The organism is Kurthia massiliensis, assembly GCF_000285555.1.
Taxonomy (GTDB): domain Bacteria; phylum Bacillota; class Bacilli; order Bacillales_A; family Planococcaceae; genus Kurthia; species Kurthia massiliensis.
The window spans coordinates 1-21,418 of record NZ_HE611000.1 but is presented as its reverse complement, the minus strand read 5'-3'; the positions used below and the strand labels follow the sequence as shown (position 1 = coordinate 21,418).

The 21,418-nt window shown below is 36.5% G+C and carries 20 protein-coding genes, 3 pseudogenes and 1 riboswitch; of the genes and pseudogenes, 6 read left to right on the top strand and 17 right to left on the bottom strand.

Annotated features, from left to right (window positions below):
- Positions 1-222: 222 nt before the first annotated feature.
- The 3 genes and pseudogenes from istA to KMHG_RS17880 form a co-directional block, all read right to left on the bottom strand.
- Positions 223-1,212, bottom strand: a complete 990-nt coding sequence (istA, locus tag KMHG_RS18475) for an IS21 family transposase (RefSeq protein WP_084761536.1) — start codon at positions 1,210-1,212, stop codon at positions 223-225.
- A gap of 378 nt (positions 1,213-1,590) precedes the next feature.
- Entirely contained in the window at positions 1,591-3,375 is a 1,785-nt protein-coding gene (gene thiC / locus KMHG_RS11520) for a phosphomethylpyrimidine synthase ThiC (RefSeq protein ID WP_010289686.1), read from the bottom strand.
- Positions 3,376-3,514: 139 nt separating this feature from the next.
- Positions 3,515-3,629: riboswitch (TPP riboswitch) on the bottom strand.
- A 148-nt stretch (positions 3,630-3,777) separates the two neighbouring features.
- Positions 3,778-4,945 (bottom strand): annotated as a pseudogene (locus tag KMHG_RS17880) (IS256 family transposase).
- A gap of 369 nt (positions 4,946-5,314) precedes the next feature.
- Here KMHG_RS17880 and KMHG_RS18820 point away from each other — a divergent pair.
- Positions 5,315-5,416: pseudogene (locus KMHG_RS18820) on the top strand (IS3 family transposase); the annotation flags it as partial.
- Positions 5,417-5,485: 69 nt separating this feature from the next.
- On the opposite strand, the gene KMHG_RS11505 reads toward KMHG_RS18820, so the two are convergent.
- Positions 5,486-6,175 carry a hypothetical protein gene (locus KMHG_RS11505; RefSeq protein ID WP_010289685.1) on the bottom strand — a complete coding sequence of 230 codons (690 nt, stop codon included), beginning with the start codon at positions 6,173-6,175 and terminating at the stop codon, positions 5,486-5,488.
- A gap of 344 nt (positions 6,176-6,519) precedes the next feature.
- Here KMHG_RS11505 and KMHG_RS19865 point away from each other — a divergent pair, with 344 nt between their 5' ends.
- Positions 6,520-6,837: an IS30 family transposase gene (locus KMHG_RS19865; RefSeq protein ID WP_147608228.1), complete on the top strand. Its 318-nt coding sequence runs from the start codon at positions 6,520-6,522 to the stop codon at positions 6,835-6,837.
- A gap of 17 nt (positions 6,838-6,854) precedes the next feature.
- Here the strand turns inward: KMHG_RS19865 and KMHG_RS11500 are convergent, their stop codons facing one another.
- The 6 genes from KMHG_RS11500 to KMHG_RS11470 form a co-directional block, all read right to left on the bottom strand.
- Entirely contained in the window at positions 6,855-7,187 is a 333-nt protein-coding gene (locus KMHG_RS11500) for an immunity protein CdiI family protein (protein WP_010289678.1), read from the bottom strand.
- Positions 7,188-7,198: 11 nt separating this feature from the next.
- Complete coding sequence (locus tag KMHG_RS17870) at positions 7,199-7,582, bottom strand: hypothetical protein (RefSeq protein ID WP_010289677.1); 384 nt, start codon at positions 7,580-7,582, stop codon at positions 7,199-7,201.
- A gap of 166 nt (positions 7,583-7,748) precedes the next feature.
- Positions 7,749-8,027, bottom strand: a complete 279-nt coding sequence (locus KMHG_RS11490) for a hypothetical protein (RefSeq protein WP_010289676.1) — start codon at positions 8,025-8,027, stop codon at positions 7,749-7,751.
- Between the two features lie 11 nt (positions 8,028-8,038).
- Positions 8,039-8,266 carry a hypothetical protein gene (locus tag KMHG_RS11485; protein ID WP_010289675.1) on the bottom strand — a complete coding sequence of 76 codons (228 nt, stop codon included), beginning with the start codon at positions 8,264-8,266 and terminating at the stop codon, positions 8,039-8,041.
- The gene (locus KMHG_RS11480) at positions 8,263-9,600 is read right to left on the bottom strand and encodes a tetratricopeptide repeat protein (protein WP_010289674.1); all 1,338 of its coding nucleotides are present in this window, start codon (positions 9,598-9,600) and stop codon (positions 8,263-8,265) included. Before KMHG_RS11480 ends, KMHG_RS11485 begins: the two co-directional genes overlap by 4 nt.
- A gap of 437 nt (positions 9,601-10,037) precedes the next feature.
- Positions 10,038-10,406 (bottom strand): DUF6188 family protein, encoded by a 369-nt coding sequence (locus KMHG_RS11470; RefSeq protein WP_010289671.1) that lies wholly within the window; start codon positions 10,404-10,406, stop codon positions 10,038-10,040.
- Between the two features lie 372 nt (positions 10,407-10,778).
- Between KMHG_RS11470 and KMHG_RS11465 the strand changes: the two genes are divergently transcribed.
- The 4 genes from KMHG_RS11465 to KMHG_RS11450 all read left to right on the top strand — a co-directional run bounded on the left by KMHG_RS11465 (position 10,779) and on the right by KMHG_RS11450 (position 13,311).
- Entirely contained in the window at positions 10,779-11,357 is a 579-nt protein-coding gene (locus KMHG_RS11465) for an RNA polymerase sigma factor (protein ID WP_084761531.1), read from the top strand.
- Positions 11,341-12,282: an anti sigma factor C-terminal domain-containing protein gene (locus KMHG_RS11460; protein WP_010289669.1), complete on the top strand. Its 942-nt coding sequence runs from the start codon at positions 11,341-11,343 to the stop codon at positions 12,280-12,282. The genes KMHG_RS11465 and KMHG_RS11460 overlap by 17 nt, the downstream gene beginning before the upstream one ends.
- An 11-nt stretch (positions 12,283-12,293) precedes the next feature.
- Entirely contained in the window at positions 12,294-12,656 is a 363-nt protein-coding gene (locus KMHG_RS11455; protein ID WP_026022087.1) for a hypothetical protein, read from the top strand.
- A 454-nt stretch (positions 12,657-13,110) separates the two neighbouring features.
- Entirely contained in the window at positions 13,111-13,311 is a 201-nt protein-coding gene (locus tag KMHG_RS11450) for a cold-shock protein (RefSeq protein WP_010289667.1), read from the top strand.
- A 109-nt stretch (positions 13,312-13,420) separates the two neighbouring features.
- Here KMHG_RS11450 and KMHG_RS18815 read toward each other — a convergent pair.
- The 7 genes and pseudogenes from KMHG_RS18815 to KMHG_RS19285 form a co-directional block, all read right to left on the bottom strand.
- Positions 13,421-13,939: pseudogene (locus tag KMHG_RS18815) on the bottom strand (GrpB family protein).
- Between the two features lie 18 nt (positions 13,940-13,957).
- On the bottom strand, positions 13,958-16,171 hold the full coding sequence (locus KMHG_RS11440) for a Piwi domain-containing protein (protein ID WP_010289662.1): 2,214 nt from the start codon (positions 16,169-16,171) through the stop codon (positions 13,958-13,960).
- 203 nt (positions 16,172-16,374) lie between these two features.
- Positions 16,375-18,090 (bottom strand): SulP family inorganic anion transporter, encoded by a 1,716-nt coding sequence (locus KMHG_RS17860; protein ID WP_010289659.1) that lies wholly within the window; start codon positions 18,088-18,090, stop codon positions 16,375-16,377.
- A 253-nt stretch (positions 18,091-18,343) separates the two neighbouring features.
- Positions 18,344-19,756 (bottom strand): MDR family MFS transporter, encoded by a 1,413-nt coding sequence (locus KMHG_RS11430; RefSeq protein ID WP_010289656.1) that lies wholly within the window; start codon positions 19,754-19,756, stop codon positions 18,344-18,346.
- Positions 19,757-20,117: 361 nt separating this feature from the next.
- Positions 20,118-20,432 (bottom strand): hypothetical protein, encoded by a 315-nt coding sequence (locus KMHG_RS11420; RefSeq protein WP_010289655.1) that lies wholly within the window; start codon positions 20,430-20,432, stop codon positions 20,118-20,120.
- A 48-nt stretch (positions 20,433-20,480) separates the two neighbouring features.
- On the bottom strand, positions 20,481-20,831 hold the full coding sequence (locus tag KMHG_RS11415; protein WP_010289654.1) for an ArsR/SmtB family transcription factor: 351 nt from the start codon (positions 20,829-20,831) through the stop codon (positions 20,481-20,483).
- 354 nt (positions 20,832-21,185) lie between these two features.
- On the bottom strand, positions 21,186-21,418 hold a 233-nt coding region (locus tag KMHG_RS19285; protein WP_010289653.1), incomplete at its 5' end, for a hypothetical protein.

Here is a 21,418-nt window from a genome sequence, read left to right as displayed (position 1 = left end):
AAATAAAGTTTGATCAAAATGAAGCGACAAAGGCTTATCTTACGTTAAATTTAAAAAACCTGTTTTGAAAAAAGTTTGATCAAAATGGGTTCTTTCTTTATGAAATATTACACTATTTTTATAAAAAAGTTTGATAATTCTCTACTGTATTCTTCAAAACAGTACCCAATTACGAAAGATCTTATTTTGATAATAACCCCATTATTTCTCCTTCATCATTAATCAACCCCTTAATTTTAGCTGTTGATCTTCAATGAAATATATACAATCTGCTACACAATCAATAAACCTGCGATCATGTGATACGAAGATAATAGTGTCTTTATATGCTGTAATAAATCTTTCTAACGCTTCAATAGCATAGATATCTAAAAAATTGGTTGGTTCATCTAACAATAAAATATTATACTCTCCTAAAAATAATTGACATAATTGTAGACGAATCGCTTCACCACCACTTAATGATTTTACACTTTTTAATATATCTATGCCGACAAACAACATGGAATGTAGAACGCTTCGTAAAAATCTCTCATCGTATTCAGAACGATTTTTCAGAAATTCCAATACCGTTTCATCCCTTGTATATTGATAGCTCATTTGACGAAAGTATCCAATTCTATGCTTTGTAACGACTGTGCGCATATTATCGTAAAGAATTTGTTGCGGAACACCATTAAAATAACTGAAGGCGTTTAGATGACATTTAATAAGCGTGTCTTGTTTCATATCTGTCGTAAATTCGATATAACGCTTTCGAGAATAACTGAGAATCATAATAAATGCGTAAAGCTGAATTTCTTCTCCATCAATGATGCATGTTCCTGCGTTTTCAGCCCAGTCAACTTGTGCTTGTTCTCCTGGCTTTGTTTCATATCGCACAGTTGCTTGCTTCTTAGGTGCTGCCCGATAGGGCTGGACAAACTCTCTTAGTATTGTACTTTTACCTTCATATCCTAGCTTTTGTATTTCTTCTAATAGTACTGCGCAGTTAATAGTACCTTCTTTAATTCTTGCTAATATATAAGATTTATAAGGATCTAGTTTGCTGCCACGGCTTTTTCGCTTTGCAGCTTGTGGTAACTTTTCTTGATTTAAATATTTTCGAATCGTTTTTCTATCATAACCTGTTTCTTCTGCGATGGCCGTTAAGGTCCATCCTTTCTGTTTCAGTTCTTTAATCATAAAAATATCCTCCAATACTACCGTCATCTCCACACTTCCAATCTATATTGTCTAATATAGATTATCCGTTATTAGTGGGGAATTTTTAAACGGTATTATCGAGGATTTTAACAGCGATTATGACATAAGTAATTGAAGATAAAGAAACCTTGCCCCTTTTAAAGAGATAGGTATTAGGGCAAGGTTTCTTTTAGCATTTTTTAGCTTTCCACTGCTAATAGTATAAAACATTTACTTTATTACACTTGATACATGTTTCATAATATTGATTTCCTTTAAAATGATGATCACAATTTTGTTAAATCTCTTTTAAGCGTTTTTCCAAAAAAGCAAGGTGAGTTTTTAATTGATTGATCTCCTCTTCAATTATTTGGAACTTCAACGTAAACCTCCTAACTACAAGAATTATTGATATAATTTACCACCAGATTCCTTAAACTCTTCAGCTTTTTCCTTCATTCCTTTTTCTATTGCTTCTTTTGTATCAAGCTTGTTTTCTTTCGCGTAATTACGAATATCTTGAGAGATTCTCATGCTACAAAATTTCGGTCCACACATTGAGCAGAAATGTGCTGTTTTTGCACCTTCTGCAGGTAACGTCTCATCATGATATTCTAAAGCGCGTTCAGGATCCAATGATAAATTAAACTGATCTCTCCAACGGAATTCGAAACGAGCTTTTGATAAGGCATCATCTCTTTTGTGTGCGCCTGGATGCCCTTTGGCTAAATCAGCAGCATGTGCAGCTATTTTATAAGTTATAACACCTTCACGTACATCATCTCGGTTTGGTAAACCTAAATGTTCTTTTGGTGTAACATAACATAGCATAGCCGTACCATACCAACCAATCATGGCTGCACCAATCGCAGATGTAATATGATCATAGCCAGGAGCTATGTCAGTTGTAAGTGGCCCTAGAGTATAGAAAGGCGCTTCCTTACAAACCTCAAGTTGTTTGTCCATGTTTTCTTTAATAAGGTGCATAGGTACGTGACCTGGACCTTCAACCATTACCTGTACATCATGCTCCCAAGCAATTTTTGTTAGTTCTCCAAGAGTTTCTAATTCTGCAAATTGTGCTTCATCATTAGCATCAGCAATTGAACCAGGACGTAGACCATCTCCTAAAGAGAATGCAACATCATAAGTTTTCATAATCTCACAGATTTCTTCAAAATGAGTATATAAAAAGCTTTCTTTGTGGTGGTGAAGACACCATTGTGCCATAATAGATCCACCCCGGGATACAATACCTGTTAAACGTTTTGCTGTTAACGGAACATATCGCAAAAGAACACCAGCATGAATGGTGAAGTAATCCACGCCTTGCTCGGCTTGCTCAATCAAAGTATCACGGTAAACCTCCCATGTGAGGTCTTCGGCAACGCCATTTACTTTTTCAAGTGCTTGGTAGATAGGAACGGTTCCTACAGGAACAGCAGAATTGCGAATTATCCATTCCCTTGTTGTATGAATGTTTTTACCTGTTGATAGGTCCATAATATTATCAGCACCCCAACGTGTGGCCCATGTCATTTTTTCGACCTCTTCTTCGATGGAGGATGAAACAGCAGAATTCCCAATATTTGCGTTGATTTTAACATGGAAATTACGTCCTATGATCATAGGCTCTGCCTCTGGATGATTGATATTAGAAGGGATAATTGCTCGACCTCTTGCAACTTCTTCACGCACAAATTCAGGTTTCATATTTTCCCTTAATGCGATAAATTCCATCTCAGGAGTGATGATGCCCTTCCTTGCATAATGAAGCTGTGTGACATTTCCACCTTTTTTTGCACGTAAGGGTTTACGCTTTAAACCCGGGAACATATTATGATTAGCACGAGGGTCATTCTCATCCTTATATCCATTGTCTTCAGCCTTAACTTCTCTTCCTTCATATTCCTCAACATCTCCTCGTTCATGAATCCATGTGCTTCGAAGAGGAGGAAGACCTTTTGTAATATCAACTGAATAATTAGTATCTGTATAAGGTCCGCTTGTATCATAGACACGAACTGGTGGATTTTCTTCTTCACCAAAGGCGCCCGTTGTAGGACTTAGTTCAATTTCACGCATTGGTACCTTGATATCGGGTCTTGAGCCTTCAACATAAACTTTTTTACTACCTGAAAAACTAGACATGATGGAAATGCTTTTTTCGTTTAATGAAGTTGTTGACATAGAGTAAATCTCTCCCCTTTTTAAAATTAAAGGACGAGATCTAGAACAATAAAAGAGGAATTAAAGAAATGAATTAAATAAAAAAGCCGAATCCAAAAAGGATGGACCGGCTTTGTATGTAGAAGTTTATTCAATACATGATTATTTTTTCTAACTTCCCCACGCTAGTATGATCTAGATCAGGTCCAAAGGGTCAAGAAACTTTAACGTGTTTCTCTCTCAGCCCAACTTATTGGACTCCCCTAGTTATTTCTATTCAATTTGGTTTTAGTATACATGAGTTTTAAGTAAAATAAAAGGAGTAATAAAAAAATATAAAAAACCATTTAATTAAGAGACGGACAGGGCACCGTCAATAATTTTGTGTAAATGGCTCAACCCAAACTTGGTAGATCGTCACATTTAGCGATTAAACATCGCTTCTAATTCGGCACGTGCTTGGTCAAATCCAAGATGACAACGTGTGTTGTAATCATTTAATGGTGAAACGAGGAAGCGTTCAAGGGATCTTCGTTCGGAAACTGTTCCTTACGTTTCGTATATTTTTTCAGCTGTTTATTCACCGATTCAATCAAATTTGTTGAGTAAATACTACGCCGAATCGACTGTGGAAAAGCGTAGAACGTTAAAATGGCATCGCCTTTGACCATTGGCACGAGCTTCGGATAGGCAGTCTGCCACTTTTTGATAAAGCGTTCGCGTGCTTCAATCGCTTCTTCTAGCGTTTCAGCACGATACACTTGTTTGAAGTCGTCACACACTTCTGCACGATCTTTCGTCCGCACTTTATGACTCAAATTGCGCTACACATGGACGAGGCACGTTTGATAAGGCGCGTGCGGATACACTTCAGAAAGCATCGTTTCCATACCTTTTAAGCCACCTGAAACAAACAGAAGGACCTCTTCCCTTCCACGTTCACGGAATTCTTCCAATAGCTCACGCCATACATGAACAGACTCGGTCGGCGCAATCGTATAACCGAGCACTTCTTTTGAGCCGTCCAAACGAATACCAATCGCTAAATAAACGGCTTCTTTCGCTACCGTATCACGTTTGATTGGAATATACGTCGCATCTAAATAGACGCATGAATAACGGTTCGACAGCTGGCGATTGTGATACGCTTCAACTTCATCATTCATCGTCTGCGTCATATTCGAAACCGTTTGCGGTGAGTAGTGATGCCCGTACATTCGTTCAATGAGGTGGGCAATCTCCGTCATCGTAATGCCTTTTTGAAACAAGTGAATGACCGTATTTTCAAGCGTATCGTTCGAGCGTTTATACGGCGCAATGGTCTGTTGACGAAAATCGCCATTGCGATCACGCGGAATTTCGAGCTTTAAGTCGCCATACTCCATGTGCAGCGTGCGTTCGTATACACCATTTCGTGAGTTGCCAAAGTTAAAGCCAATGCGATCGGATCGTATTTTTCATAATCCAAAAACGCCGTTAATTCCTGCGCTAACAGCGTATTGACCGCTTTTTCAAGATGACTGTGAAAAACTTCACCGATATTGCCATTTTGCGCTAGCGTTTGAATGATTTCTGTCGTAAACTTATCCATAGGAAGACCCTCTTTCTAGAATTGGTTGTCGTGACTTTATTCTACTAAGAATTGGGTCTTCTTTTTTTATGGATTTTTTTCATTTACACAAAATATTTTACGCTCTCGATGGTTATTTATTCGAAAATAATTTAATGATTAATCTATACATTCCTATACAAATAAACGTTCCCAAACGAAAGTTAGGGAATATCAAAAAAGCCACAAATCATTGATTAAATAATGATTTGTGGCTTTTCTAGTTAACATTATGATTCATGAAAGTACCTAAGAAAGTGTTATCGGTATGTACGGAATTAGAGAGATTTTGTTTCCCAAATGACACTTTGAGAATATTAGCTTGATGGGTATGTGACGCCACCCCAAGAAGAACTAAGGAAATATATGAATTATTACAACATAAAACGAATTAAGGCAAAATTAAAAATGAGCCCGGTACAATACCGAACTCATTTTATACAAGCCACTTAAAAGAAATAACCGTGTCTAATTTTTATGTGGTATTTCAGTTCGTATTGTTTTTTTGGTACACTTATAAAATTAGTCTCCTAAATCGTATTTTAATTTTGAATGATAATAATCAAAATCAAAATCAAGATCAAGATTTATTAACTTTTCTAAATCATAACTTTTTTGTTTATAAATCTCTTTCATATATTGTAAGAAAATATAACGACAAGCGTAGAGTTCACTTATACCATCTGTATCTTCTCGTAATTCAACATACTCAATTTCATCACCTAAAGAGTCATGTGTAATGGCTTCGAATTCTAAATTCGTATGCCACATGAAATCTAAAAAGCCTTGTAAGACTGCTTTTTTATATGCAGTTAACGAAAAAGTGGCTACTCTTTCAGCGGCATAATCAAATTCCACTGTTTTTTCATGATAAAAAATATTAATTTTAAAACCGTTCATAACATAATTATTTGTATAAAATACAATATAATCATTTTTTTCAACAGATTTATCTTGTGGTAATAAAGTTAACACAAGACTATACCAAAATTTATATAATTCATCTGCTTCTGCGTTAAAAGGTAATGGTTTTCCATCTACACAAAAAACAACTTTACCTCCAGGATACCCTCCAGATCGTCCAAATGTATAATTAAATACATCTAAATCGTCCAAATTTGTCATTTCGATATAACCTGGATACGGTTGATTTTTGTCTAGCTCTTCTTTTTCAGGTGGGATTTTAATATAACTTTTAATTTCTAATTGCATAATAAAAATTCCTTTCTTTTCTTTTTCCTTCTTTTGCTTCTCTTTCTCAGGGTCTACAACTTTATGTACAGGATAAAAAGAAGAAACTGTTAGTTTACCTTTTGCACTAACTGCTATAGCTAATTGATAATTTACTTTATTTATTTTTTTATTTGACGAATTGTAATATTAAGTGCACCACTCAAAATAAATAAAAAAAGACCCATTCAATATGAACCTGTATAATTAAAGTTCCTACACCAAAATCAACAGTGGGCCATATTGAATGAGCTATTGTCATCTTACCATATCTGAACGTTCGAAAATAGAAGTTTTAAAAGTATGGAGGTACTCTTGTCAAGCTCATTTCACGTTATTCAAGACAATGTTTTCAAACGTTTACGACGGATCGTGGAAAAGAATTTAGCTGTTATGCCGAACTTGAAAAGCAGTACGGTATCCCATGTTACTTTGCAGATCCGTACGCGCCATGGCAACGTGGCACAAGTGAAAATAGTAACGCTCTTTTACGCGAATTTTTCCCAAAACGAATGGATTTGGGACAACTCATATCATCAGAAATAGAAAAAGCACTTTCATTGATCAATAATCGATCAAGAAAGTGCCTCGACTGGAACACCACACAGGATGCATTTGAATATGAAGTGGTGCAGTTAATTTGACAATCTATCGCTCCATATTAGTCCTCCTGATGTCTCACTGCATATGTAGATGGTGAAAAGACAATATCGTATTGTGGTAACTGCTGTTTGACCAGCTCCGTTAGCTCAGCCCCACGTTCATTATGTTCAGCTTCTAACGCGACGCCACCAGTAACTACACCGTCCGTGTCCCAGTCAATCCACGCCCCGTAATCACCAATCCACTCAAATAATGCTTTTAATAAATCGGCTGATAATGAAAAATCTTCACTATCTAGATTCGTGTAACACATTGCACACCATAACGGATCTGCACTGAAATCTGCCTCTACTTTTAGCTGTTTTACTTCCTTACATGCACAAGCTTGCATACTATCACCTCCTATTTATTTTCTAAAAACGCTGCCACTTCTGGTGTCATTTCCAACATTCGCTCATGGGAACAAGTCGCAAGTAAACACGTATCTTTATGCCAAAATGACCAATCTTCCGGATAAGGCATAAGCCAACTAAATAAATATGATTGACCCTCTTTTAAAAACTGTGCGACTTCATAATTATAATGGAACGTATATTGTAAAGCTGGCGCTATGTCTGTTCCTAGTTTTGTCATCGGCCACTCTGTTACATATTTTTTCTTAACAAGTTCATATAAAATCGGCTCAAAATATGTGTCGTCCTCATTTCTTGTCATACACAGTGCCGTATCACAATAGCTTAGTAATTTTGTTAATAGCTTTTCATACACCGCGCCTTTTCGATACATGAAAATTCAACTCTTTCTTTTATAACTATTTAACCATTCACTCGCTAATTGGTGACTTGGCTCAAGTCGTACAACCTTTTGTGCAATGTTTGCTGCCCTTTGTCTAACATGACTTGATCCGACACACAGTGTAAAAACAATAAATTTTCAAGCAACAAGACATCTGTTAATTCAACTGCTCTTTTTGCATGCTATAAGTAGTGAAGTATGCCTGCTCCAAATGACAAAGCGGTTGTACGATTAACAAATCGTATAGTTCATGGTAGCTTGCTAACTCCTGTTGCTCCAATAAATAAACGACGCACAAATAGTTGGATAAATCGCCATTATCAAATGCTATGTCAACTAATAAAGCTTCAAATACATGGGAATCTAATCGTTTTATCAATTGACTTGCTTCTTCAAAATGAGTATTGCTGATCAGCTGCTGTAATTTCTCCTTCATTCTGTTCAACTCTACATATGTTGCTCATAATAACGTGTCATTTTCACCGCCTTTCGCTGCATAATACCGTCATCATATTTTGTCGGGAACGCTTCTAATCGATTCAGCACACTTCTTCCTGCGAGATATGCTAGCCTATTCACCTCACGCTTTTTAGTCATCGCAATCGTGCAGTTTATGAAAAAATCCAGCATGCTGACACAATCGTGAATATAATAGTTTAATGTTCGATTATTCATTTTACTAGCTCCTCATATTCCGGATGACCATGCAGCGGACAGCCAAATAGCTGACAGCCACCTGTTGTGTATAGCTCGAATTCAAATGGTGGAATAAAACCTTTTGCTAAACATCCTGTCAACGATTGTAGTTCAACTAGCTCTTGCTGCAATTCTTCTATGCGCTCAGCACAGTCCTGCTCTGACCAATGCTCGTCTATTTCAGATAGCTTTTCATCGGCGATTTCTTCTTGTTTCGTCAAGATTGCTTGCTGCAGCATTTGCTGACACGCATCATATTCCCCTAATTGCCATAGCGTGTACGCATAACGGCTCACGCTGTATGGCATCGTGTAATAGTCGTTCCATTCCTTTGCAAATAATGCATGCGCCTCCGAAAAATAGCCTAGCTCCATATACACATCCGCCATTTCAGAAGTTCCAATAAAATCATCCGCTTGTTCATTAAAATGGTCGAGCAGTGACTTTGCCTTCTCCATTTGCCCTGCACGTAGCCAGCTCATGACTTCGTATAGCTGCACCATTCCTGAATCACCCGCACATTGGGAAAACGCTTGTGCTGCCTGCTCATATTCACCTAGATGAAAATGTGCAATTCCTATATTGTGCATTACAGGCTCTGACACTTGAAAATCAAGCGCCTGCTGTAAATACGTTTTCGCTTCCTGATAACGCTTGAAACGTAACGCCAGCTCCCCTAGCATCAAATATGGAAAATCCGACTGTGGCTGTCTCGGTAGTAGCTGCTGCAACACATTCCATGCACGTTCATAATCTTCTTCCTCATGCAACAATAAATATGCAAAATTATTTAAGCTTTCAACAGACGGAGCTTTCTTTGCACGCTTTTCAATGATTGCAAACGCCTCGTCATAGTGATTACTTTCAAATAAAATTAGCGCCCATTTATTTTCCGACACCAGCTGTTTTAACTCGTCCTCTAGGTGATATTTGTAGCCGATGCGTGTAAGGGCAATGTGTAGATTGATACAATATTTCAGTACGGCTTGCTTCACCGTTTCAATCGGTAACGGCTCAAACGCTTGCTCCTCGTAAGGCGCGTAAACTTGAACGCGGTCACCTTGCAAATGAAACTGGAGTAAATGCTCCTCGCTATCGATACAAGTGTATAAAAAATCGACTACTTCCCCGTTTTCAAGCTTTAATAGCCATTTCGCTAGTTGTTGCGCTAGCTCGTACACATTGGCGTATATATCCTCGTAAAAAAGCTGTCTATCGATGTATATTTGTAACGTCCCTTCGATAAAACCAATTTTACGCGCGTACGGATAACTATTTAAATGCTCACCTTCTAAATTAAATTGGAATATCATTTATTTCACCTTTCTACGTATAAAAATAGATTTTGTGTGCCGTCGCTAAACTGCTTTATAAACCCATCCTTTAATTCAATTCAATGACTTGTTACTACATAATCTGTTATAAAATCATGTTGAACCTCAATGTTTTCAAATACAATGATTTGCGAATACCACATATTTTGTGGAAAAAGGAGTATCGCCACTTTAAACGCTTCATTTGGCTTTCGCTCGATTAATGACGCTACACAGCTTTCAAGAAATCGTGTGATAGTCGCGCGTTCTTTTTACTTTAAACCTTCAACAAAATCTTGGTTAGCAGGCAGCTTCCAGACGTATTTATGGTTATAAAATGTCTTTGGAAACGAACTTGGCGCCTCAGCTAGATTTTGCTCAATCATTTGTAACTTTCGTTTTTTACCACACACTTTTTTCATATGTATCTCCTTTATTCAAACAAACTTAATCGTTCCCCAGGTCCTGCAATAGCCTAGCACTTTTTCTTTGTTTACGCGCGCTTGTAACTTCCAACTTTCAAAAGGCCCATTATCTCCAATAACACGTAACTTCACCCCTACAACAAATTCAACGACTAAGTCATTTGGCTCCGCTAACAGAACTGACGAAATTTTCTGACGAACAAGGGTAGTTAAATGAATGAGCTTCTCGCTTGCTTCACGTGTTACATAGGTCGTCTCTTCATGTTGAACTAGCTCAAACGCTCCTTCAATCGTTAGCCGCACCTCGTCATAAAAGCTGTTATCACACGATAGCTCATATGTAGGTTCCCAAAAATGTAAGCTATCAATCGTTTGATGCATTAGGCATGCTTCAAGTAGTTGCTGTATGTCTTTTTGCTCCGTCAGCTATTATCCCTCCGTTTATTAAAATAATATTATACACTAAAAATGGTAATATATAGGGAGTTAAATATAAACGCCTTGTATAACAAGCTTTTTGCTTAAAATATTATACAATTTATTTTGAGTGGTGCACTTACTATTACAATTCGTCGTCTTAGCTATTGGATCGAATGTTCCCAAGTTGATTGAAGTGACCCCTGAAGAGTAGTCATTAATTAAAAAATAATAAATAGAGCGTACTTTTTCAAAAATAAAGGGAAGAGGTTATCAAATACGCTACTAAAGTCGATTACTCTTTAATTCCGTATCTTTATGGCAAAGTAGAAAAATATTATTTATAAAATTGTACACTATTTATATGCTCATTCGTTATACATATGTGATAGGAGGACAAGTGCTATTGAAACCATCGAAGATCTATATGAACAGAAATCTATAGTAATATGTAAGCATTTACGTAGCCTAGGGTGTTCGAAAGAAACTGCAGAAGATATCGTACAAAATACGTTTTATAAAGCGATTGAACATATGGTACATTTAGAAGTGAGTAATCCTTCTGCATGGTTATTTAAAGTAGCCATCAATCAGTTTTATGATGTGTCTAGACGTAACCAGCGCTTCCCTAAAGTCACAATCGATGAACCGAGCTTTATTCATTTATTTACGATTGAGGATACGGGGGAGGATGTTTTACTATTAAAGGAATTGCAGGCAGATATACGGTCTATGCTGGATGAATTGAAGCCCGGGCATAAAAACTTGTTGCTGTTGAAATATGATTTGGGACTCACTTATGAGGAAATTTCAAACATGCTCGATATTAAAGTAGAAACGATAAGAACCTCGTTATATAGAGCGAGAAACGAGTTCAAACAGAAGTGGAGTGGAAAACTTGAAAACAAAAAATGAAGTAGATGATTTTTTTGAACCGGCATTTAATACCGAGAAACTAATGAAATCAGCAAAAAGAAAAAGTACATTTCGTATTACTAGTGTAAGCTTTTTCGTTTCTATTTGTGTTATCGTGTTACTGATTTTATTAAAAATGCAGCTAACACCTTATTTCATGCATCAAAAAATAGTCGCCAAAGAACTATATTACGAGCTTTACGGCGCTAATATATATACCGGTAATTGGCAAGAGAACTATCAGCTAATTGGAAGCTCAGCTACTGCTCCAACCTATAAGCTATTAAACGGTAAACCCTTATATTTAGGGGATTTGTCATTAAATACTTCTACGATAGAACCGACTATTGGCAGCTCAGAATTAGAGCAATTTTCATATAAGGGCCACCGTGTGATGAATTTCTTCCATCCTTATATACAATACGAGGCATATTCCAATGACTTGAATCGATTAGACCAAGTGAGTAATGGTAAATTGATTGAAATGAGCCTCTCTTTTGATAAGCCGTATACGTATGAACAGGTTATCGGTCTGTTGCCGAAGGACGTAACGTTGCAATGGAATTGGGTAAATACATTTACAGCTGATGAAATAGCAAGCGAAAGCTCAGCACAAGATAGAACGATATTTAAAGAGCAAGAGGTTGTCGGCTTTCCAACACATGCAAAAGATGGAACACCTATTGAAGAACCTATTTATTCATTTATTTCTACTTTAGAGGATGCTAAAAAAAGTGGGGGTTCTTATCAAGAAGAATTTGAGCAAATTTACACTACACTCCAAAACGGTCAAAAAGCTATTACAGACAAAAGTATTGAAATTATTGGGGTAGTTGTAGTCGGTAATAAACAACAATTAAGTACATTAAAAAATCAACCATATATACAAGCATCGAGCTTCGGTGCGATTGTAGATATATTTTAAGGAGACAATTAATGATGAAACAAGTACTATCATGGATTTTATGGGTTTTAGTTTTAGTGAGCGTCAACGTAGGGGCTTTTCCGATTGCAGCCTTTTCTCTTTTTGGAACAAGTGAAGGAACAAGTATTTTTTCTATTGATTATTTCGTTGCATTCGCGATTATGTTAATGGCGAATATCGTAACAATTCAACTATTTTTATCATTACGTAAAAATGATCAAAAAGGTGTTTTACTAGGGGGCATTTTCGCTATTATGGAAGTAGTGGCACTGTTACTCTTTATTACAACAGACGCCTCTTCTATTTATATTCCATTGGCAATTGTGAGCATTTTAGGTGCCACGATACTGTTAATACGCGTTATAAAAAAATAGTAACCAAAAAGCAGCAGTTCAGTCGTGTCCTGCTGCTTTAACGACTGCTATAAGTGAAACTTTAACGAAAAAATCAGAAGTGCTCGCAAACTCAATCGTGCATTTCAACTTACAAAAATAATTTTTTTAAGAGGTTGGGACATAAGTGTAAAAACACGATCTCAAATGAGCATAAAAAAAACCGGAATCGCGCTGTGGCGTGGTTCCGGTTTTTTGTTGCGAACGCTAAAAAAGGAAAATGATATGTCCCAGCCTCTGTTTTATTTTAAATTAATACTAGACAAGCCTTTTTATTCGTTGTATAATTAGGTTAATAAGAAATTACAAGACATCAATAAATTCACCTATTCCAAAGAGTATTTCGTATTTATTAGTACTTTTTGTAATATGTGAATTTTTTCTTTTTGAGGAATTATAATCTTATTAAATATAATTTATATGGAGGTCATTACACATGACACAAGGTACAGTAAAATGGTTTAACGCAGACAAAGGTTTCGGTTTCATCGAAGTTGAAGGCGGTTCTGACGTATTCGCTCACTTCTCAGCTATCGAAGGTGAAGGCTTCAAGTCTTTAGAAGAAGGCCAAAAAGTTGAATTCAACATCGAAGAAGGCCAACGTGGTCCTCAAGCTGCAAACATCGTAAAACTTTAATTTTAAAGCGAACGGTCAAAAAAGGCATCCTAAGGGGTGCCTTTTTTGTATGTTTTTTTAAATCTATATTATTTTCACAAGTTTCCATCATCTATTAACAGAATCGTTGCTAATATGCTTTTCCCTCTTTTGACATCATTAATATACGCTGAATAAATGGTCCTTTTCGTTCGGTATAAGTCGGACGATCAAACTGGTACGTTTCCGCTAATTGTTCTTTTAACGTCATGTATGCTACTGCAGCTTCATGATGACTGCGTAAATAATCACGAAACATCATTTTATCGTGCCATTCGCTACTTGTGAGTTCACATACGTGTAAATGGCATGTTCCTTGTCCCTATAAACCTTTTCGGAAAAAACGCCGATTGACGAGTTCAGGCTTATGCACATACTCATAGTCAATTGTGGCGAGTCGTTCAGTCCATTGTTTTGTACACGATAAATCTTCTACACCAATTAAAATGTCAATAATAGACTTCGCTTTCATTCCTTCGATGGACGTACTCCCGATATGCTCGATTTGCATCGTTCCATCGTCTAAAACATACATAATTTTCGCTTTTTCGACTTGAAACATCGTGGGCCATTCATCATTGTAATCTGTTAATGTCACGGTTGTAGACATCTATTACTCCCCTTTTGATTAAACGAATGGCAAGTTCGTCTGATTGCCTGATCGCGGCATAACTTGACCGCGTTGATACGCAGTAGCACTTAAATCCGCATAATGAATTGTTGCTGGTAGCCGCATTTTATTCATCGCATGAATGTGTAAAAATGATAAATTGTACACGTCTTCAATAATATGTGAAAACGGTAACGTCTTCGTTACTTGATGAATTTTAATCGGCTGTGCCATGCCGACTTTTTGTTGTGGATTTGTCGCACATAAAAAAGCCTCATTGCCCCTTTGGTAAACAGTTCCTTGACGCGTGCTAAATGTGTTATCCACGGAATTAAAAAATGCCATTCGTCGATTTGGTTTCTTAATAATTTCTACAATATCATATGTGATTTCGTAATGGGACATGATCTTTTCAACGAGTGCAGTATGTTCGCGCCAAAATCCATCTCTGTGAATTGTGATATGCTTCGGAAACCGTTGAAATTGTGTATGATAAGCCTTTATCATTTGTTTTAATAAGTTTGCTAACAGCGTATCATCTATTTTCTCACCAGCTAATATGCCATTTAACGGTGCTTGCTGAATTAAATGGCCCTGGCTCCCGATGACGTTCATCATCCCCGCAGCACTATTACCATTTTCATGACTGACATCAATGCCGATAAAACAGTCAGAATGTGTCGTATTTGCTAATATCCACGGTTGAATCCCGCTTTTCACGTATACACCGAGTAAAATATTCATAACCGTATAATAAAATGACTCATTTTTCAGTACATCGATAACACGCAAACAATGTTGTTCATCATTTGGATAGAAATTTTTCAGTCCATGTTTATGAAGTATTTTTTGAAACGCTTCGATTGTTTTTTCTGTAATGACTTGTGATGCAATATCCCACTTACCACCAAAATATTGCTTTAATAACTGATAGCTACGCGTTTTTTTGTTTGATAAGTGCGTTGACGTGATAAACGCCAACACCGTTGTCTGTGCAAAAATCGGCTGCAGCGCTTCTACTTCTTCTGTAAAATGATGAAAGAAATCATCTGTAAACTTCCCTGTTATTGATTTTGTAGACGTACTAATCGTCATATTTACGCCCTGCGCGATAGCTATTTTTTGCAATACGGCGATAAATTGATAAATGTCTTTCTTTGTAATGTGATGTTTAAGATAGAAATCTTCGTCGAATAACACCGATATTTTGATATTTCCACCTTTATACAATTTACCGGTCTTCATACCACTCACCACTGTTGCATAATCACGATGGAAATGAACTTTCGGCGTAGATAATTGGTCGAGTTTATAACCATTTTGTGCAATCGTAAAAGGATTTGGCGCAAACGTTAAATGACGATATTGTGCTCTTAGTTGTTGAATCCAACGATAAGTACACTTCATTCGTTTACTTGCACTTAGTTTAATACATTTTGATACGTTTAACACATCTTGGGGTTGCATCGTTTCAAATGTGCAAAGCGGTTTTAATAACGTCGCTGCATAGCTTAAACGTTGTTCTTTCGTGCGTACATGAATGACGCGAGTTGAGCGTGTGAATGTCCGTAAAATATGTTGTGCGCCTTTTTCAACGTAGTATTGATAAATAGATGTTTGTAGAAGCGGGCAACGATCTGTTACGCCATATGTAGCCACATTTTCGACAGTATAAGTATAATGTTGTCGTCCATTACTATGAACGACGCGCATACCTGGTCGGATAGTTTTGCCTTGTTCAATCATAGACTGCAGCGTATAAACGTATTCAAATTGATGCGTCAAATGAAATCCAATGGAAATACGGTTCTCTATGATATTTACATATAACTCGATTGCTTCATAAATGATGACTTGGCGGATTTGTTGTACTTGATTGAGTCGCAGCGCATGACCGACACGCTTCGCATGTAAATGTCGTTCAGCCGTAAAAATCAAACTGTTTTTAATTAATCGCTCAAGTAGCGCACGTTCAAATGGACTGTCTATGTTGATATGCCTTTTTTGCGTCTCCATCGGGGTATATCCACACATATGACGCACAGGTGAAAATGCCATGATTGTATGTTGGTTATAAGCAAGTGGGAGATCATTTGCGCGTTGCCAAGCACGCATAATGTGATAAACGCCTTCATAATTGTTGTCACTCTGCTTTCTTGGAAAGACATATACATACACTTCTAGCTCATTTGCCCTTTCACGTGAGACCATTTCTGTTATATAAGCTTCCATAAACACCCCTCCTAAATACTTGTTTATTTTATCAAGAGGCTATCTTTGTTTCGAATAGCGATTTTTAAACGATGCTAATGATCAATTAAGCTCCTTCCACTTATTACGCGAAATATGCAATATTTTTTAAGAACCACCTTTTTAGTTATCACAAAAATAAAAAGACGTAACACGCCGAAACGTCTTACGTCTTTTTTTAATGACTATGCGCGTACGAACTGATCACATTCGTGGAAAGCGGCTTGCTGACAATCTTTACATTTCTCTACCTTTACATACGTTAACGCGGCTTGAATCGCATCTCCTGTATGCTCGAATATACACTCTTCTCCGATGAGTGAACGTAATTCCATTTCATCAAATTGCTTCGATAAACTTTTCGATATGCCTGAAAAGAGTATTTGAATGTTATGGGCTTGTGCATACTCCAATATTTCATTTAAAGTAGATTCTCCAGAAATATCAATGAATGGCACTTTGCTCATTCTTAAAATAATGACTTCTTGCTTTTCACGCATTGCTGCAAGCATTTGTTTTTCAAATTTTTGCGTTGCCATAAAGAATAACGGGCCTTCCATCGTATAAATGCTCACTTGTGGGCAATTGTGCATTTCTTCTACAACAGTTGCAGAGACACGTTCAAACTTGCTCGTATGATCGGGTAGCATTTTAGAAATCGCGACGGCACTGCTCATCCGTTTTGTAAATAAAATAATCCCTAATCCAATACCAACTGCTACCGCTGTCGTTAAGCTTGTAAATACCGTTAATAAAAACGTTACGACTAATACGAGCGCATCACCATTTTTCATTTTCACGATACGTGTGAAGTGTTTGCGTTCACTCATATTCCAAGCAACGATCATTAAAATAGGTGCCATACTTGCTAATGGAATGGCTGAAGCATATGGCGCAAAGGCAATGAGCACGATGACAACAAATATGCCATGAACGATTGCTGACACTGGTGATACTGCACCGCTACGTACATTCGTCGCTGTACGTGCAATCGCACCTGTTGCAGGAATGCCTCCAAAAAATGGTGTGACGATGTTAGCAATGCCTTGACCGAACAATTCACGGTTACTATGGTGTTTCGTTTTCGTCATTTCGTCTGCCACAACGGCTGATAATAATGATTCAATCGCACCGAGGAGTGCAATAACGATTGCTGGACCGATTAGATGCTGTATACGTTCTGCGGTAATTTCTGGTACGACAAAACTTGGTAATTCACTAGGAATCGCTCCGTATACACTGCCGATTGTCGGTAATTGATCTTTAAAGAAAATGACCGCTACGACTGTCGAAACAATAATCCCGACGAGTGTTGCGGGAATTTTTGGCGCAAATTTTGTCGTCAGTATAATCGCTGCAAAACTAATGAGCGCAATGAATACGTTAATTGTATTGATTTGTTGAATATGTAAAATGATTTCCTTCATATTCAGCACGAGTGATTCATGTTTTTCGAGACCTGTAATGCCTAAAAAGTTTGCAATTTGACCTGTGAATATAATGACTCCAATACCAGCTGTAAAACCGATAATAACGGGTTTTGGGATAAATTTAATGAGCCCGCCTAATTTGAAGAAGCTCATTAAACATAGCATCACCCCTGCCATTAATCCGGCTAACAATAAATCTTCATAGCCGTAGACGATGACAACGCCTAATAAAATAGGGACGAATGCGCCTGTTGGACCGCCGATTTGGAATTTAGAGCCACCGAAAAGTGCGATTAAAATCCCTGCGATACAAGAAGTGTAAATACCGTATTCGGGTTTCACACCAGAAGCAATTGCAAATGACATTGCTAATGGAATAGCGACAATCCCGACGATAATGCCTGCGATCACATCTTTTTGAAAACTTTGTAATGTATAATCTTTAAAACGATTGAGAAATAATTGTTGCATTTTGTCTCCTTTGTCTACATAATAACATATTCAAATATTTGAATATGTTATTATTATAGCTACTCTGATTTGAATTTCAATACATATGACGTAAAGTTTTCTTTAATTCTTTTACAAATCGATTATTTTCCTTTTTTAATTATTTTTTCTTTATTAATTGGTAATTTAAAAACAAAATTACTTTAAAAGTAAAGAACATATCATTTAAACTAAAAAACTGAACGCCTTATAGGGCATTCAGTCTTAAAATAATTTAATGTTTCACAACACGGCTCGTTTTTATGAACAATGAACCGATTAAGCAAATAATAGCGATAACTACGACTGTTAAAAAGGCGTGATGCACACCGTATGCTAAAAAATTAGCTGGAACTTGTGCACCGTGTTGTTGAATATAATCTTTTTGGCCAAATGTGAACATCGTAATCGCAATAGCTGTACCGAGTGCACCTGCTACTTGCGTTAATGTGTTCATCACTGCTGAACCGTCCGCATACATTTGAGGTGGCAATTGGTTCATCGCATTTGTTTGTGCTGGCATGATGACCATTGAAATACCGACGAAGAATACGATCAGTAACACAACGATTTGCCATACAGGCGTCGTCGCTGAAATGACGATATAAAATAAAATTGCACTAATCGTAATCATTACGTAACCGATACGTGTATACACTTTCGGTCCAACTTTATCAAATGTCGTACCAACTACTGGCGACATCACGATATTTAAGAAGTTCCCTGGCAGCATTAATAGACCCGCTGCTAAAGCTGTATAGCCAAGTACGCCTTTTAAATAAAGTGGAATTAAAATCGCGATTGTTAAAATCATAAATAAATTGAAGAACATCAGTACTGTACCTAATGTAAACATCGGGAATTGGAAAACACGTAGATTAATCATCGGTGTTTCCATTTTAAATTGTCGTAAAATAAATAATACTAATGCAACAATCCCGATGATTAACGGTGCATATACTTTAACTTCTGTCATTGATGATTCTGCGAGCGTAGCAAGCGCATAAACGATACCACCAAACGCAATTGTTGATAGTAATAGTGATAATACATCAATCGATGGACGCGTGACTTCTGAGATATTTTCTAGTTTTGGTGCACCAATAATTAGTAATACTACATTTAATACGACCATAATCCAGAAAATATAATGCCAACTAGAAGAGCTAATAATTAAGCCCGCGATAGATGGACCCAATGCAGGACCAGCCGTTAATACTAATCCGACAATCCCCATTACAGCGCCACGTTTTTGAATTGGGAAAATCATTAATACGACACTGAACATTAACGGAATGAAAATACCCGTGCCTAACCCTTGAATTAAACGACCAATGAGTAGTACTGAAAAGTTTGGTGAAATGGCGCCAAGCACCGAACCAATAATCATAAACACTAACGCCATTGTAATTAAAGATTTTGTTGAAAACCAACGCATTAAATACGCTGATAAAGGTACTAAAATTGCTAATACTAATAAGTAGCCCGTTGTTAACCATTGCGCCGTACCTGCGCTCACGTTTAAATCGGACATAATATCTGTTAAGGCCATGTTTAATGCCGTTTCACCGAATAAACCGATGAATGAACCGAGCATTAAAACAGCAGCCATTAACTTAGGATTTTTCACTTCAATGTGAGATCCCATATGATCACGCTCCCTTGAATCAAAATTGCTAGTTGTGAAGATGCGTGCATACATGTAGCGGCTTATTTGAATTGCGCTATGTGGCGAAACATTTTTATTGATGAAATAGAAAACATGTGAGTACCATCTTTACAATTAGACCGACCAGTCTATTCAGCATTTATAAAAATATCACATTTCCTCAATAATAACAAGCACGTAAGCTTTTATATACGTACATATCTCTATACAAATAGATGCTATAAAAAGGTGGAAATTTATGCTTCAATATAAATATTTCTTCGTAAATGAAAATTTTCTTTTTTGCAAAATAAATATAAAAAAAGCATTCATCTGTCCCTCTCAGATGAATGCTTTTATGCTATAAATCAAAACGTTTTAATCGTGCAATTAAGTTTTTGACTTCTTGATCGTTCTCGCATAATTGATCTTCTACAAAATGTTGAAGCTTTTTTAATCCTCGTTCTGTTAAAAAATATTCAATCGTTCCGTCCCAAATTCTTTTCTTATCTTCAAACATTTGAATTTCATTGTAACTACATTTACAATGTACAATTTGAAATCCTTTCAGTTTTCGACGTTGTGGAAGAACCTTTTTTTCTTGATACCATTGTACGAGCGCTAAATTCGTATTAAAAATACCCATTTTACATTTATCACAATACAAGCGGCTCACTACATTTCCCTCCATCATGTAATCCGTTAACTGCGCTAATCTATTTTATTAATTTTTACGTTTAATATGTTCTGCTTCATCTACTTCTTCTAGTAATGACATCGTATTAATTAAGTGATTGTTAAAAATCTCTTTCGCCACGATTAATAAATCTGCGATCATTGGATCACTTAATGAGTACACAACGTATTTACCGTCTTTTCTACCTTTTACAATGTTTTTAGATCTTAAAACACTTAGTTGTTGTGATACACCTGAAGAGCCTTCTTTATTTACAAGTGTTTGAATTTCGTTGACACTTTTTTCGCCTTCAGATAAAATTTCTAAAATGCGAATGCGTAATGGATGCGCTAATGCTTTAAAGAAATCCGTTTTAAATTGATGTATTTCGTTTCCCATAGTATAACCCCATTCAAATGATCAATATACATTCAAGTATTTGAATATGTCACTGTATTATACCTTAAATTGCTAGAAATACAACATGATATCCTAATTTACTATGTAATTACACATAAAATAGTCACGGAAAAAATGAATCAATATGAATGGTAAAGCAAACTTTTACTACAATTATAAGAAAAAATAATAGTAGATAACCAAAAATTAACATTAATCTACGTTTATTGTCAAAGTCTTAACCTTAAAATGGTTTTATGGCGCATATAGATTAACGAGCTTAAACTTATATAAAAAAGTGCTACTTATTATAAGCAGCACTTTCCATTAAAACATTTTAAATTGACTACTACTTTAATCTAATCCAACTGATTGGATTTCTAATTGTTTCGCAGCAGCGAGTACTTGTTCTGCAATCACAAATACTAAAATAATCGCAATGATGATCGTAAAACGTTGAATAATATTTGACACTAACGTCGAAATATAATTATCTGGTGCAGTCATATAAAGTACACCGATTGTTTTGTCATTCGCTTTTAACGGTACAATCGCTGCTTGTAATGATTGGTTCCAGTCACTTTCCA